This is a genomic window from Bauldia sp., assembly GCF_965232525.1.
GTDB lineage: Bacteria > Pseudomonadota > Alphaproteobacteria > Rhizobiales > Kaistiaceae > Bauldia.
On the sequence record NZ_OZ246980.1, the window covers coordinates 3,205,431 to 3,220,714 of the forward strand.

A 15,284-nucleotide genomic window follows, 5' to 3' on the forward strand; every position below is an offset into this window, starting at 1 on the left:
AAAACGAAAGAAGGCCGCCGGGGAGCCGGCGGCCTTGTCCGGAAACTGGTCCGGTCAGAAGGCCCGACCGGCGCTGAACTTGAACCACTGCGTGTCGTCGGTTTTCGCCTTGCTGAGCACGTAAGCCATATCGGCGCGCAGCGTTCCGATCGGCGACGCCCACATGACCGAACCACCGACAGACGACCGGATCGTCGACGAGTTGATGATCGGCCCGCCGCCTTTCGGTACGTCAACGTCAACCAACGTTCCCGCGTCGGCGAACACCGCCCCACGGAAGCCGAAGTCAGGCGAAATGCCCGGGAATGGGAACTGCACTTCCGCAGTCGCGTTCCAATAGTTCTTGCCGCCCAACGGCTTCTTGGTCTTGGCGTCGACCGGGCCGAAGCCATACGTGGAGAAGCCTCTGATCGTTTCGCTGCCCTGGAAGAAGTTGTCGAAGACCATCACCTTCTTGCCATTGATACCGGTGATGTTCCCGGCGCGGCCGCGAACGAAACCGACGACATCGCGATCCGGCATGAGCTTCGCGTAGTAACGCGCATCACCGGTCGACTTCATGTAATTGACGTCGCCCCCGAGCCCGGCGAACTCCTGCTCGCCCTTGATGTAGGTGCCCTGGCTCGGATCCTGGAAATTGTCGATGGTCGAGTAGACGATACTATAGCCGGCCGCCGAGGTCAGATAGGTTCCGTTCGGGAAGTAAACCGACGTGCTCTTTGCCGTTTCGGATATTTCTTGCTGATCGAGTTTGTAGATCGCGTTTACGGTAAGGTCATCGGTTATCGGAAGGCCGAAGCGCAGCCGTCCACCGATCGTGTCACTTCGGTACGGCCGGAAGCTCGATCGGCCCTGAATGGTGTTGTAGGCGTCGACGCCCGCCGAGATATTGTAGCCAAGGAAGTACGGATCGGTGAACGAGACGGTGTAGCTCTGCTCGTCCTGACCAAAGCCGACCGCAATTCTCAACTGCTGCCCGCGACCGAGGAAGTTTCGTTCGTCCAGCGACACTTCGGCGATGAAGCCACCCGAGCCGTAGCCGGCGCCGATCGCGAACTCGCCGGTCGCCTCCTCGACGACACGGACAATGACGATAATCCGGTCGGGTGCGGAGCCAGGCTCCGTAACGATCTCCACGGTCTCGAAATAGTTGAGACCACGCAGCTTCCGCTCGGCACGATCGACAAGAACGCGGTTAAATGCGTCGCCTTCCGCGAAGTCGAACTCGCGGCGGATCACATAATCACGGGTCTTGGTGTTGCCGATGATCTCGATCCGCTCGACGTAAACCCGCGGGCCTTCGTCGATCAGATAGGTGATCGATATCGTGTGATTTTCGAAGTTCCGGTCGCCGCGGGGACGCACCTGTACGAACGCGTAGCCGGCGCGCGACAGCGCAATCGTGAGATTCTCGACCGTCTCCTCGACCCGTTGGGAATTGAACACCCGGCCCGTGCGCGTCTTGACCTGACGCATCAGCGCATTGGTGTCCACGCCGGGGATCGTCGAATCGATCGCGATTTCGCCGAATCGATAACGCTGACCTTCGTCGATGGTGAACACGACCGAGTACCGGCCGGTTGCTTCGTTGAACTCCCAGTCAACCGAGATGACGCGGAAGTCCGCGTAGCCGTGGCTCATGTAGAAGCGGCGCAGCGCTTCCTGATCGGCAGCGAGCTTGGCCTCGCTAAAGACGTCCTTCCGATTCAGCAAGGTGCGGATGCTGCGCTTGCGCGAGCTGATGACACTGCGCAGCCGGGACTCGGAGAACGCATCGTTGCCGATGAAGGTTATCCGACCGATCGCCGTCCGGTCGCCTTCGTCGATGATGAACACTACGTCGGCGCGGTTACCCGGCAAATCCGTGACCGTGTACTCGATCGACGCGGCGCTCCGCCCCTGCGCCGAATAATAGTCTATCATCCGCTGGCGATCGCCCTCGAGCTTCGCCTCGGTGAGAACGCCGCGCGGTTTGGACTGGACCAGCTGGAGCAGCACGTCCGACTTGATCTTCCGGTTGCCCTGGATGACGACGGTGTTGACGACTGAGTTCTCCTCGACAACGACGAGAAGCCGGTTGCCGCTCACCGAGATGGCAACGTCCGAGAACAAACCGGTGCCGTAGAGGGCCTTCACGGACTCGTCGATTTCGGCGTTTCCGAAGGATTGCCCCGGAACGATCAGGACGTAGCTTTCAACGGTCGCGTCCTCGACGCGGGTGTTGCCGCTGACAACGATCGTGGAAACGACTGCCGCATGTGCAGGGCTCGGGCCCATCATCGGGGTGCCGATTCCGATGACAAGCGCCAGCGCCAGGACTGTGAAGACCGCAGCCCTCCGCAAACAATACGCTAAAGAATTCATAAGGTTACAAGCACCCCGTGTTACCCGCACTCTGCCCCGTACGCCGCCACCCGGATTCGGCCTCTAGCGTTCCCGAAAGGGACATTTACAGCCTTTTCGATCCTAAGCAAGCCTAGCCCAGGACCCTTAACCAATTCTCTAGCACGCGTTGCTTCTGCGACACGCCCCGAAAGCCGATATCGCAACGGATTCAACGCATAATATCGTTGACGGTGGTGAATATCATTAACATCACAACCGCCACGAATCCGATGCGGAAACCGATATCCTGCGCCCGCTCGCTGAGAGGCCGCCCCCGGATCGCCTCAAATGCGAAGAACATCAGATGTCCGCCGTCCAGGATCGGTACCGGAAACAGATTGATTAGCCCGATCGAAATGGACAGGAACGCCGTCAAATTGATCAGCGGCAGGATACCGAGCGTCGAGAGCTGACCGGAGATTTCGGCGACGCGCACCGGGCCCCCAAGTTGATCGACGGATTCCCGTCCGACAATGATTCCAACGAGATACGAGACCGTCCGCTCAGCGATGAACCAGGTCTCGGCGACTGCAAGTCCAACCGCGCCCGGGACCGAGTAGCGCTCCGTGCGGATGTCATCGGCTGTGGCGGCGTGTTGAATCCCGAGGATCCAGCGCTCGCTTTCGTTGCCGAACGCATCGGTTTCCTCGCGCCTCTCCGGCGTCGCGGTCAGAACCAGCGTTTCGCTACCGCGCTCTACACCGATCTGAAGCGGCGCACCGCCACTGAAGCTGACGACGCGGATGACGTCCGCGAAGCTGTCGACGGCGGTCCCGTCGATCGAGACGATGACGTCGCCGGCCTGAAAACCTGCCGCTTCTGCGGGGCTGGCGGCGACCACGGTGTCGACCCGCGGAAGCGAGATCTGGCGCCCATTCACCGCAAAAACGACTGCGAATATGGCGATCGCCAGGATGAAATTGGCCGCCGGACCGGCTGCGACGATGAAAGCGCGCGCACCGACCCCCTTGGCCGCGAACGATCGTCGTCGCTCTTCGTCGCTCATTTTCGCGAGCGCGTCGCGATCCGTTTGGCTTGCTTCATTCTCATCGCCGACGAACTTCACGTATCCGCCGAGCGGAATCGCCGAAAACCGCCAGCGGGTTCCATGCCGGTCGGTGAAACCGAACAACTCCGGGCCGAAACCGACCGAGAAGACCCGCACTCCCACCCCGCACCAGCGGGCCGCAAGAAAGTGCCCCAGTTCGTGGATGAACACGATCACCGTCAGAATGATCAGCACCGGAACGATGAGACGGAGGACCAATTCGGGGGCCGGAAGGGAGTAGAAAGCCTCCATGTGGCGTGATGTCCTTTACTGCAACGTGGTCTTTGCCGCGAACCGTGCGACCTGTGCCGACGCGATGCGACGGCCTTCCCGGTCGAGAGCCAAAGCGTCCCCGATTGTCGATGGCGACCGGTCCAGACCCGCGGAACGCGCGGCATCGACGGTATCCTCAGCCAATCGGGCGATTTCGAGGAACCCTATATCACCGCCAAGATAAGCTTTAACCGCGACCTCGTTGGCCGCGTTGAGCACGTTAGTGGCCCAGCCGCCGGCGCGGAGCGCGTCGCGGGCTATCGTCAACGCAGGAAACCGACTTGTGTCCGGCTTGGCAAATGTCAACTTGCCGACCTTGGCGAGGTCCATGCGAGGACTGTCCGAGACACCGCGATCGGGCCAGGTCAGGCAGTGTGCGATCGGAATTCGCATGTCCGCCGCGCCCAGCGCCGCAATCGTCGTACCATCGTGAAAGGCCACCATGCCGTGGACGATGGACTGCGGGTGCACGAGAACGTCAAGCCGCCCTTCGTCGATCTCGAAAAGATGATGTGCCTCAATCAGTTCGAGGCCTTTGTTCATCAAGGTCGCGGAATCGATCGTGATCTTTGGCCCCATCGACCAGTTCGGGTGCTTCAGCGCTTCGTCGGGGCGTGCACCGGCCATCGCCGCCTTGGACCACTCGCGAAACGGTCCGCCTGACGCGGTGAGGACCACTTTCTCGACATCCTCGACCGCGTGGCCGCCCAACGCCTGGAAGATGGCGTTGTGTTCGGAGTCCACCGGCAGGATCGTCACCCCGGCGCGGTTTGCTTCCTGAAGGAACACGCTTCCGGCGCAAATGAGACACTCCTTGTTGGCCAAGGCGATGCTGGAACCGGCCCGAATTGCCGCAAGCGTTGGCTGTAGGCCGGCGGCACCAACGATACCGGCGACCGCAACATCGACGGGACGGGCCGCGGCCTCCAGAATGGCCTGCTCCCCTGAGGCGGCTTCGATACCGGTTCCCTCCAACGCGTCCGCGAGCGCCGCATACCCGTTGGGATCGGCGATGACCGCGATCCGCGCCTTCACTTCCCGGGCGACCCGCGCGAGATTCTTCGCGTTACCAAAGGCGGTCACGGCTTCCACCGTGAAGGAATCCGGCTGTTCCGAAAGCACGGCGACGGTGCTCGTTCCGATCGATCCGGTGGCGCCGAGGATGGAGATCCGCTTCGGACCACCGTCCGAGGGCACGGTCTCTGCCGTCGTGTCCGAGACTGTTTCTGACGACGTGGTCACCAGGCAACGAGCCCCCTCGCCACGTCGTTCGGGCCGCCGTGAAGGAGACCGATGACGACGGCGACCACGGCGGCGAAGACGAGGCCGTCTACCCGGTCCATCAGTCCGCCATGACCGGGAATGAGCTTGCTCGAATCCTTCGCACCGAACCGCCGCTTGAGGTGTGACTCAAACAGGTCGCCGCACTGCGAAGCGACCGACAGCGCCACGATCACCGCTACCAACATGATCGTCAGCGGGATTGCCAGCGCCGCGGCCACGGCCACACCAACCACGATCGCCGAAGCCAGCCCGCCAATCGCGCCAGCCCAGGTTTTGTTGGGCGACACAGCCGGCCAGAGCTTCGCTCCACCGATGGCGCGTCCAGCGAAAAAAGCGCCGATGTCGGTCGCCCAGACGACCGGCAGCAGGAATGCGATCGCCTGAAGACCTCCGGTCGGCGCCCTAAGCACCAGGAGCGAGAGGCCGAACGCGGCCGCGTACACGATTCCGATCAGACGCCAGGGTCGCGGCGGTGCCAGCCCGCCGGCCAGGGCCAACCCGGCGCAGAACAGAAAAGCCAGTAGCAGGAATCCCATCCCGGCAAGGGCCATTCCAACCGCGAGTCCGCCCGCCACGATCCATGACGAGGCGCTCTCCGCGGCGATGATCTGAGACCATTCAAGGTAGACGATGGCGACCAGAGCAGCGACGACCAAGCCGCTTGCCAGCCCGCCCCACCACGCCCCAAAGGCGGCAATGGCGATAAGGACGATCGCCGACGCAACGCGTGTCGCAAGCTCCCTCGTCGCCACTTTCACCTCCACGGGAGCGGTTGGAGCGCGGCCTGTCGTCACCCGGCGACCCCGCCATAGCGGCGTGAGCGCGAGGAGAATTGGTCTATTGCCGACTGCAGGGCCGCCCCGTCGAAGTCCGGCCAGTAGATCGGCACGAAGACCAGTTCCGCGTAGGCGGATTGCCACAGCAGGAAGTTGCTGAGCCGCATCTCTCCACTGGTCCGGATGATCATATCCGGATCGGGAACATCGGCCGTGTCGAGGTGACGAGCGATGGTCGTTTCATCGATTGCGTCCGGCGATAGCTCTCCCGAGATCGCCTCGGCCGCGACTTTGCGAACGGCTCGCACCATCTCTTCCCGCCCGCCATAGTTGAAGGCGACGAAAAGCTGGAGCCCGGCATTGCCATCCGTCTGGTCTTCCGCCTGTCGGATAAGTTCGGCGATATCGCGCGGCAGCCCCACCCGATTGCCGATCATGCGAACACGCACGCCCTGACTGTGGAGCTTGGCGAGATCGCGGCGAATGAAGATGCGCAACAGCCCGAGAAGAAAATCGACCTCGGCAGGCGGACGCGCCCAGTTCTCCGATGAAAAACTGAACAAAGTCAGATAGCGCACGCCAAGCCGTGCAGCGGCGTCGACCGTACGCCGCACCGCCTCGACGCCACGTCGATGGCCCTCGCTTCTTGGCAGCCCGCGCGCCACCGCCCAGCGACCGTTGCCGTCCATGATGATGCCAATATGGGTGGGAGGCTCGGCCGCCCCTCCCGTTTCGGCGACAACGGTCTGCTCGGTGGCTTGTGCTCTCATCGCACGGTCCGTCGGAAAGAGCCTGAGACGCGGTCGTCAGACCTGAGTGATCTCTGCCTCTTTCTGGCTCAGCATTTCGTCGATTTCGCGAACATGCCCATCGGTCAGCGCCTGGATACGATCGGCGACGCCATGGCTCTCGTCCTCGCCCATGCCGTCTTTTTCTTCCTTCTTCAGCGTGTCCATGCCGTCGCGACGGACATGGCGGACCGCGATCTTGGCCTGCTCAGCGTATTTGTGCGCGACCTTCACCAGCTCCTGCCGGCGTTCGGCGTTCAGTTCCGGTATCGGAATGCGCAGCAACTCGCCTTCGACGATCGGATTGAGCCCGAGGCTCGATTCCCGGATCGCCCGGTCGACGGCCTGAACGTTCGAGCGATCCCAAACTTGAACCGACAGCATGCGCGATTCCGGAACGCTGATTGTCGCGACCTGATTGAGCGGCATCGCCGCGCCATAGACTTCGACGGTGATCGGCTCAAGCAGGCTGATCGACGCTCGCCCGGTTCTGAGCCCTGCGAGTTCGCTCTTGAGCACCGACACGGCACCATTCATACGACGTTCGAGATCGTTAAAGTCCATTACACCATCCCCCTGAGCCATGCTGACGGCGTCGGGTTTGTCAGCTATCCGTGACAATCGTTGCGCGTCCGTTGCCGGTCAGAATAGCAACGATTGCACCGGCCTGCAGAATTGAGAAGACAACTACCGGAATGCGGTTCGCGCGGGCAAGCGAAACCGCTGCGGCGTCCATGACCGCTAGCCCGTTCTCGAGGACGTCGGCGTGGCTGAGCCGGTCGTACCGGGTCGCGGTTGGGTCCTTCTTCGGATCGGCCGAATAGACGCCGTCGACCTGAGTTCCCTTCAGCAAAGCATCACACCGCATTTCGGCGGCGCGCAGCGCCGCGCCGGTATCGGTGGTGAAGAATGGATTGCCGGTGCCGCCGGCGAAGAGGAGCACGTCTCCCGCTGCGAAGGCCTCGTCGGCAGCGCGCTGGGTGAAAGTATCGCAGATGGTGGGAGCCGGAACCGCGGAGAGCATCCGATTTGCGACATCGCGCCGCGTCAGGGCCTCGCGAAAGGCGATGGCGTTCATGATGGTGCCGAGCATGCCCATCTGGTCGCCGGCCAGCCGGTCGATACCGGCTTTCTCCGCCGCTGCGCCGCGGACGAAATTGCCGCCCCCGATCACGATCCCGATCCGCGCGCCCAGGCGCGATGCTTCGGCAATCTCATCGGCCAGGCGCTCCACCACCGCCTGGTCGATACCGGTGCCGCTGTCTCCGGCAAGCACCTCGCCCGAGAGTTTAAGCAGCACCTTGTTGTATTGAAGTTTTTCGGTCATACGCCCCGGTCCGTCACCCGTCTGTCGGCAGACCGGTTACACGATGACCGGGACGATGTCACTTGAGCCGCTTCAGCCGTCGGTCTTGGCCGCGGCCGCCACCTCGGCGGCGAAGTCGGTTTCCTCTTTCTCGACCCCCTCGCCGAGCCGGAACATCACGAATTCGGTGATGTTGACGGCCGCGCCGGCGTCGTTTGTCGCGACGGCCTCGCCGACGGTTTTGTCGGCGTCCACCACGAAGGCCTGCGACAACAGCACGACTTCCTCGTAGAACTTGCGGATCCGACCCTCGACCATCTTCTCGATGATCGCTTCGGGCTTGCCGGATTCGCGCGCCTGCTCGGAGAAGATCGCCTTCTCGCGGGCCACCACGTCGGGATGGACTTCTTCTTCGCGGACCGCCAGCGGAGACGCCGCCGCGATGTGCATCGCGATCTGCTTGCCGAGGGTCGACAGCTTGTCGGAGTCGCCTTCCGAGGCGACGCCGACAATCACGCCGATCTTGCCGAGATTGGGAGCGGCGGCGTTGTGGACATAGGTCGCCACGACGCCGGGATCGACCTCGACCACCGCCGCGCGGCGGAGCGTCATGTTCTCGCCGATGGTCGCGATCGCTGCCTGAAGCGCGTCCTCAACGGTCTGCTCGCTGTCCGGCATCTTCGCCGCGGCAACCGCGTTCACCGACCCGTCGGTCGACAGAGCCGCCTTGGCGATACCCGCGACGAGGCTCTGGAACTCCGCGTTCCGGGCGACGAAGTCGGTCTCCGAGTTGACCTCGACCATCACCGCCCTGCCCGGCGCCGTCGCGATGCCGATCAGGCCTTCGGCGGCGACCCGGCCGGCCTTCTTGGCCGCCTTGGACAAGCCCTTGGCGCGAAGCCAGTCGATCGCCGCTTCGATGTCGCCATCGGTCTCGGTCAGCGCCGTCTTGCAGTCCATCATCCCCGCGCCGGTCTGGTCGCGGAGCTCTTTCACCTGTGTCGCAGAAATCGCCATGTCGGTGCCTTCGGGTTATTCTTTGCCGGTCAGCGTCCTGGCCTGACCAATCCAGTCGTCGCGTTGAATGCGCCCCTTGAAATCAAGAGCGTTGTCGACGCGCTCGATATCCTCGTCGGAGAAGTTCGCCACCTGATCGAGCTTGGTGATCCCGAGCTTGTGGAGCTTCTGCTCCAGCGCCGGACCGATGCCGGTGATCTTCTTCAGATCGTCGGGGTCGCCGTCCGGCGCGGTGAACAGTGGCGCGGCCTCTTCCGCCACCGCCGCTTCGGCTTCGGCGGCCTCACGGGCGGCTTCCGCCGTTTGAGGCTCTACTGCCTCAGCTTCGGCCATGCTCGTGTCGGCCCCGTTTGTCGCCGGGGCCGAGTCGGCGACCGCCGGTTCGAGAACCTCCTCCGCTTCGCCGACGTCGATACCAGCGTCGCCCTGCGCCCGCGAAATGCCGTCGATCGCCGCCTTGGCGAAGAGATCGCAGTAGAGCGTGATCGCCCGGCCGGCGTCATCGTTGCCCGGGATCGGGAAGGTGACGTTGTCCGGGTCGGAATTGGAGTCGACGATCGCCGCGACCGGGATACCCAGCCGGTTGGCCTCGGCGACGGCAATCGATTCCTTATTGGTGTCGATCACGAAGACCAGATCCGGCACGCCGCCCATTTCCTTGATGCCGCCGAGCGCCTTCTCGAGTTTGTCGCGCTCGCGCGTCAGGGTCAGCCGCTCCTTCTTGGTGAGGCCCGTGACCTCGCCGGCGAGCAGTTCCTCGACTTCGCGCAGACGCTGGATCGAGCGAGAGACCGTCTTCCAGTTGGTCAGCATGCCGCCCAGCCAGCGGGCGTTCACGTAGTATTGGGCGCAACGGGTCGCCTCCGCGGCCACCGGCTCGGTCGCCTGCCGCTTGGTCCCGACGAACAGCACCCGGCCGCCCTGGGCGACAGTGTCGCTGACCGCTTGCAATGCCTGGTAGAGCATCGGTACGGTCTGGGCGAGATCGATGATGTGGATATTGTTGCGGACCCCATAGATAAACGGGCCCATCTTCGGGTTCCAGCGATGCTTCTGGTGGCCGAAATGAACGCCGGCCTCGAGCAGCTGGCGCATAGTAAAATCTGGCAGTGCCATGACTACCGTATCTCCTTCACCGGTTGTTCCTCCGCGGGATGCGCGACTGACGCCGCTCGCCACTTTTGGTGGCACCGGTCAGGCCGCTGGCCCAGGATAACCCGGATAAACGACCTTATTCCCGCGTGTGTGATGCGCGGGTTATAGGGATCGCCCGGTGCCGGCGCAATACCCGACATGGTCGCTTTCGTCGTTTTGGTGCCTCCGCTAGACTCACCGTGTCTCGGACGAACCAGCCTTTTGGGGGGAGGATGGCGGACGGCACGACAGGCGGCCTGACCATTCCGGACCGCTATCGCCCGGCGGCACCGGTACCGCCCCGCGGCCGAATTGGCTTGCTCAAGCTTTGGCGGCTGGTTCGCGACAACCCGATCGCCGCCTTTCCGGCTCATGTCTACGAGCAACCGGTAGCGCGTCTCACCAATCGCGCCCCCGGACCGTTGATCGTCAGCGACCCGGCCGCGATCGAACGGATCTGCGTCTCGAACGCTGGCAACTACATCCGCGGTGAGTTCCAGCAGCGGCGGGTGCGACCCCTGCTCGGCAATGGACTACTGACTGCCGAGGGCGACGCCTGGCGGACCGGGCGCCAGGCCGCGAACCCCGCCTTCACCCCGCGCCTTCTTAAGCCGTGGCTCGCGGCGGTCCGGGCCGGAGCGGCCGGGTTGTCGGACGACTGGTCTCGTGAGCCACCTAACCAAGCGATCGACATCTTCATGCCGTTTCTGAAGATGTCGTTCGATATCATTTCAGAATATGGTTTTTCCGGTGATTTTGATGGCGCCCATCCGACAATCCATCGTCACATGGAGGACTATTTCCGGGTCCAGGGCAAGGTCGATATCCCCACGATGTTGAAGTTCCCGCCGGCCATACCATCGCTCGCCACGATCCGATCGCGCGCCAGCGTCAAGGCGCTGAGCCAGATCGTCGACCGTGTCATCGAAAGACGCCGCGCGGCGCCGCGGTCGCATGACGAAGGCGACCTTCTCGACCGGTTGTTAGCCGCCAAACCATCGAAAAACGCGCAAGACGGGTTCGTCCGCGACAACGTCCTCGCCATCATCCTCACCGGCCACGAAACTTCGGCGGCGGCGCTTGCCTGGGCGATCTACCTGCTCGCCTGTTTTCCGTGGGCTTCCGATCGATTGGCGGGCGAAGTCAGCAGCGTCGCCCCCGACGACCTCGCCGATCCCGATACCCTGAACCGGCTAACGTTCACCCGATGCGTCATGGACGAAGCGCTGCGCCTTTATCCTCCCGCGCCGTTCTTCAGCCGCCGCGCCGTCGGTCCGGACGAGATCGGCGGAGAGCGCATCCGCGGCGGCGACGAGATCATCATCTCCCCTTGGGTGGTCCATCGACACCGGATGCTCTGGGACGAGCCGGACCTGTTCGCGCCCGAGCGGTTTCAGAACCGTGGCCGCCGCACCATCCCCCGTGGCGCCTACATCCCGTTCGGTGCCGGACCACGCGTCTGCATCGGCCAGGCCTTCGCCACCTACGAACTGCTCCTGATGCTCGCCACTATCGGATCGCGGTTCCGCTTCGCGCTGCCGGAAGGCGCGGTGGTCGAGCCGCTCGCCCGGATCACTCTGCAACCGCGCGGTGGGCTACGCTTGCGGATCGCTCCGCGTTAAGCGAGCTCCACCTGCTCGACTCCGCGAATGGTCCGCAGGGCCCCGGCGATCTGCGGGCTGACCGCGAACTTGCCGGGGAGCCGCACCTCAATTTCCCGGGCGCCGTTTTCAAGCATGACGATCATGCTGACCGCCCCCTCGCCCTTCGGATCGAGCTGCTTCTTCAGATGCGGCAGTGGCGAATCGTCCCGAACGAAGACGCGAAGCTGCTTGAGGCCCCTGACGAACTGGTCGAGCGGCTCGACCGACTGAATCCGCACATTGATCCCCTCGGGCCGCTCTTCGGCACTGACCAGAGCGACGATCGACCGGCCGGGCTCGAGCAGGTCACGATATTCGGCGAGGCTCTCGGAAAACACCACGGCCTCGTAAGCGCCGCTCGGGTCGGAGAGCTGAATGGCCCCCATCCGGTTGCCGCTGCGTATCCGCCGTTCCTGTTTCGCCGTCACGGTGCCCGCCAACCGCCCCGCGGTAGCCCCGCGTCGGACGGACTCGGCGAACTCTGCCCAGCTTTGCACCCGCATGCGATCGAGGATGGCCTTGTATTCATCGAGCGGGTGGGCGGAGAGATAGAAGCCGACCGCGTCATGCTCGCGTTGCAGCTTCTCCGCGGCCTGCCACGGTTCCACCACCGGCAGAACGATCGGCTCGGCGGCACCGTTGCCGAATAGTTCGGACTGTCCGACCGCCGCGCTGTCTTGCCGGCGGGCGGCTAGACCGAGCAGCCGATCAATCGCCGCGAACACCCGGGCACGGTCGGGTTCGATCTCGTCGAACGCGCCGGCGGCGACAAGGCTCTCGAGCGACCGTTTATTGAGGACCCGGGGATCGACACGGTCGGCAAAGCCGGCGAGATCGCGGAACGGCTGGGAAGCACGTGCGTCCACCAGATGCTCGACCGCCTGCGCGCCGACGCCTTTGATCGCGGCGAGGGAATAGAGGATGCGGCCGTCGGCGACGTCGAACGTAACACCGGAGCGATTGACCGACGGCGCCTCGACCTCGATCCCGATGCGGATCGCCTCGCGGCGGAATTCGGCGATCTTGTCGGTGTTGCCGGCGTCGAGGGTCATCGAAGCCGCCATGAACTCGGCCGGATGGTTCGCCTTCATGTAGGCGGTCTGATACGCGACGAGCGCGTAGGCCGCCGCGTGGCCCTTGGGGAAACCGTATTCCGCGAACTTCGCCAGCAGACTGAAGATCGATTCCGCCTGATGGCGGTCGACGCCGCGCTCGACGGCGCCCTCGACGAAACGGTTCTGCTGTTTCTGCATCTCCGAGCGGATCTTCTTGCCCATCGCCCGGCGCAGCAGATCGGCCTCGGCCAGCGAATAGCCGGCGAGAATCTGAGCGATCTTCATCACCTGTTCCTGGTAGACGATGACCCCGTAGGTCTCCTTCAGCGTCGGCTCCAGCAGCGGGTGGATGTAGTCCGGCACCTCCTTGCCGTGCTTGCGCATGCAGTAGGTCGGGATGTTGGCCATCGGCCCGGGGCGATAAAGCGCGACCAGGGCGATCAGATCGTCGAAGCGGTCCGGCTTCATGTCGATGACGGCGCGCCGCATGCCGCCACTTTCCAGTTGGAACACCCCGACGGTCTCACCGCGGGTCAGCATGTCGAAGGTCGGTGTATCGTCGAGCGGTAGTGTCGCCAGATCGAAGTCGGGCGACCGCCGGCGCACCAGCCGGGCGGCGATGTCGAGCACGGTTAGTGTCTTCAGCCCGAGGAAGTCGAACTTCACCAGCCCGGCCTCCTCGACCCATTTCATGTTGAACTGGGTCACCTTCATGCCGGATCGCGGATCGCGGTAGAGCGGCACCAGTTGATCGAGCGGCCGGTCGCCGATCACCACGCCGGCAGCGTGGGTGGATGCGTGCCGGTAAAGGCCCTCGAGCTTCTGGGCGATGGTGAGGAGCCGCTCGACCACCGTCTCCTTCTCGGCCTCCGCCTGAAGCCGTGGCTCGTCGGCAATCGCCTGCCTGAGAGTCACCGGGTTGGCAGGATTCTGCGGCACCATCTTGGCGATGCGGTCCACCTGCCCGTACGGCATCTGCAGCACCCGGCCGACGTCGCGCAGGCAGGCACGCGCCTGCAGCGACCCGAACGTGATGATCTGTGCGACCTGATCGACGCCGTACTTACCCTGGACGTAGCGGATCACCTCGTCGCGGCGGTTCTGGCAGAAGTCGACGTCGAAATCCGGCATCGAAACGCGGTCCGGATTAAGGAACCGCTCGAACAACAGCGAGAACCGCAACGGATCGAGATCGGTGATGGTCAACGACCATGCGACGACGGAGCCGGCGCCGGAGCCGCGGCCGGGTCCGACCGGGATGCCTTGCGCCTTGGCCCATTGGATGAAGTCGGCAACGATCAGGAAGTAGCCCGGATACTTCATCCCCTCGATCACATCGAGTTCGAACGCCAGCCGCTGTTTGTAGTCCTCCTCGCTCAAGCCGTCGGCCATGCCGTGTGCTGCGAGCCGCCGTTCCAATCCGGCCGCCGCCTCTTCGCGGAGGAGTTTCGCTTCCGCAGCTTCCGCGTCGTCGCCGGCGCTGACGAAGCGCGGCAGGATCGGCTGTCGCGCGACCGGCCAGTAGGCGACCCGCATGGCGACTTCGACCGTGTTGGCCAGCGCCTCCGGCAGGTCGGCGAACAATTCGACCATCTCCGCCCGGCTCTTGAAGGCATGCTCGGGCGTCAGGCGCCGACGGTTGTCTTCGCCGATGACCGTGCCTTCGGCAATGCAGATCAGGGCGTCATGGGCCTCGAAGTCGTCGCGGGTCGGGAAGAACGGCTCATTGGTGGCGACCAGCGGCAGATTGCGCGCATAGGCGAGATCGACCAGATCCGGCTCGACCGCCTGTTCCGTCGAAAGGCCATGGCGTTGAAGCTCGACATAAAGGGCATCCGGATACAGTCCGGCCAGGCGATCGAGCCGGGCCGCGGCGATGTCGCTCTGCCCCGCGGCCAAAGCCCGGTCCACCGGCCCGCCAGGGCCCCCGGTCAGGGCGATGAGCCCATCGATGGCGGTCGCGAGCTGGTCGATCCGGAGATGCGGCCGGTCTCCCGCGTCGCTCTCCATGAACGAGATCGAAACCAGCTTGACCAGGTTCCAGTAGCCCTGCTCGGTCGCTGCGATCAGAACGATGTCCGACAGGCGTCCGGGCTGTGGCGACCCGCCGGTCCTGCCGGCATCGGCGCTGTCGCCGAAGTCGACGGCGATCTGACAGCCGACGATCGGCTGAACGCCCGCCGCCGCCATCTTGGAACAGAACTCCAGGGCGCCGAACAGGTTGCCGGTGTCGGCGATCCCCAGCGCCGGCATCCGGTCGGCCGCGGCCAGCTTCGCCAGCTCCTTCAGGGGCAGCGCGCCTTCCAGCAGCGAAAACGCGGAATGAACCCGCAGGTGGACGAAACCGACGTCCTCGGCAATGCGACTCATGATGCGATCCTCTTCGCACCAAGTGTCGCGGACCATCTGATTCCTGTCCACGCCTCGCCCCGGTTTTCCCGGGGTTACCGGTCACATCACCAGGCGTACCGTCTCCGACACGACGCCAACCGAGGCGACGAAGGCGGTGATAACGATCAGGGCGGCGATGTCTCGAACGAAAGCGGTCATGGCTTCATCTCCCAGCTTGGAAAGA

At 63.9% G+C, this 15,284-nt stretch carries 11 protein-coding genes; 1 reads left to right on the forward strand and 10 read right to left on the reverse strand.

From position 1 onward, the window contains the following. Positions 1–54: 54 nt before the first annotated feature. The 9 genes from bamA to ACO076_RS15225 all read right to left on the reverse strand — a co-directional run bounded on the left by bamA (position 55) and on the right by ACO076_RS15225 (position 9,993). Positions 55–2,343 carry an outer membrane protein assembly factor BamA gene (gene bamA, locus ACO076_RS15185; RefSeq protein ID WP_421723680.1) on the reverse strand — a complete coding sequence of 763 codons (2,289 nt, stop codon included), beginning with the start codon at positions 2,341–2,343 and terminating at the stop codon, positions 55–57. Between the two features lie 211 nt (positions 2,344–2,554). After that, entirely contained in the window at positions 2,555–3,685 is a 1,131-nt protein-coding gene (gene rseP / locus ACO076_RS15190) for an RIP metalloprotease RseP (RefSeq protein WP_421723681.1), read from the reverse strand. 15 nt (positions 3,686–3,700) lie between these two features. Next, positions 3,701–4,948: a 1-deoxy-D-xylulose-5-phosphate reductoisomerase gene (dxr, locus tag ACO076_RS15195; RefSeq protein ID WP_421723682.1), complete on the reverse strand. Its 1,248-nt coding sequence runs from the start codon at positions 4,946–4,948 to the stop codon at positions 3,701–3,703. Further along, entirely contained in the window at positions 4,945–5,742 is a 798-nt protein-coding gene (locus tag ACO076_RS15200) for a phosphatidate cytidylyltransferase (protein ID WP_421723683.1), read from the reverse strand. The genes dxr and ACO076_RS15200 overlap by 4 nt, the downstream gene beginning before the upstream one ends. A 38-nt stretch (positions 5,743–5,780) precedes the next feature. Next, positions 5,781–6,536: an isoprenyl transferase gene (locus ACO076_RS15205; RefSeq protein ID WP_421723684.1), complete on the reverse strand. Its 756-nt coding sequence runs from the start codon at positions 6,534–6,536 to the stop codon at positions 5,781–5,783. 36 nt (positions 6,537–6,572) lie between these two features. After that, positions 6,573–7,118: a ribosome recycling factor gene (gene frr, locus ACO076_RS15210; protein ID WP_421723685.1), complete on the reverse strand. Its 546-nt coding sequence runs from the start codon at positions 7,116–7,118 to the stop codon at positions 6,573–6,575. Positions 7,119–7,158: 40 nt separating this feature from the next. Continuing rightward, positions 7,159–7,881 (reverse strand): UMP kinase, encoded by a 723-nt coding sequence (pyrH, locus tag ACO076_RS15215; RefSeq protein WP_421723686.1) that lies wholly within the window; start codon positions 7,879–7,881, stop codon positions 7,159–7,161. Positions 7,882–7,953: 72 nt separating this feature from the next. After that, on the reverse strand, positions 7,954–8,877 hold the full coding sequence (gene tsf, locus ACO076_RS15220; protein WP_421723687.1) for a translation elongation factor Ts: 924 nt from the start codon (positions 8,875–8,877) through the stop codon (positions 7,954–7,956). Between the two features lie 15 nt (positions 8,878–8,892). After that, positions 8,893–9,993: a 30S ribosomal protein S2 gene (locus ACO076_RS15225; RefSeq protein ID WP_421723688.1), complete on the reverse strand. Its 1,101-nt coding sequence runs from the start codon at positions 9,991–9,993 to the stop codon at positions 8,893–8,895. 251 nt (positions 9,994–10,244) lie between these two features. Here ACO076_RS15225 and ACO076_RS15230 point away from each other — a divergent pair, with 251 nt between their 5' ends. Then, the gene (locus tag ACO076_RS15230) at positions 10,245–11,633 is read left to right on the forward strand and encodes a cytochrome P450 (protein ID WP_421723689.1); all 1,389 of its coding nucleotides are present in this window, start codon (positions 10,245–10,247) and stop codon (positions 11,631–11,633) included. Here ACO076_RS15230 and dnaE read toward each other — a convergent pair. After that, a complete protein-coding gene (gene dnaE / locus ACO076_RS15235) occupies positions 11,630–15,079 on the reverse strand; it encodes a DNA polymerase III subunit alpha (RefSeq protein ID WP_421723690.1) in 3,450 nt (1,149 codons plus the stop codon). The genes ACO076_RS15230 and dnaE overlap by 4 nt on opposite strands. Between the last annotated feature and the right edge of the window lie 205 nt (positions 15,080–15,284).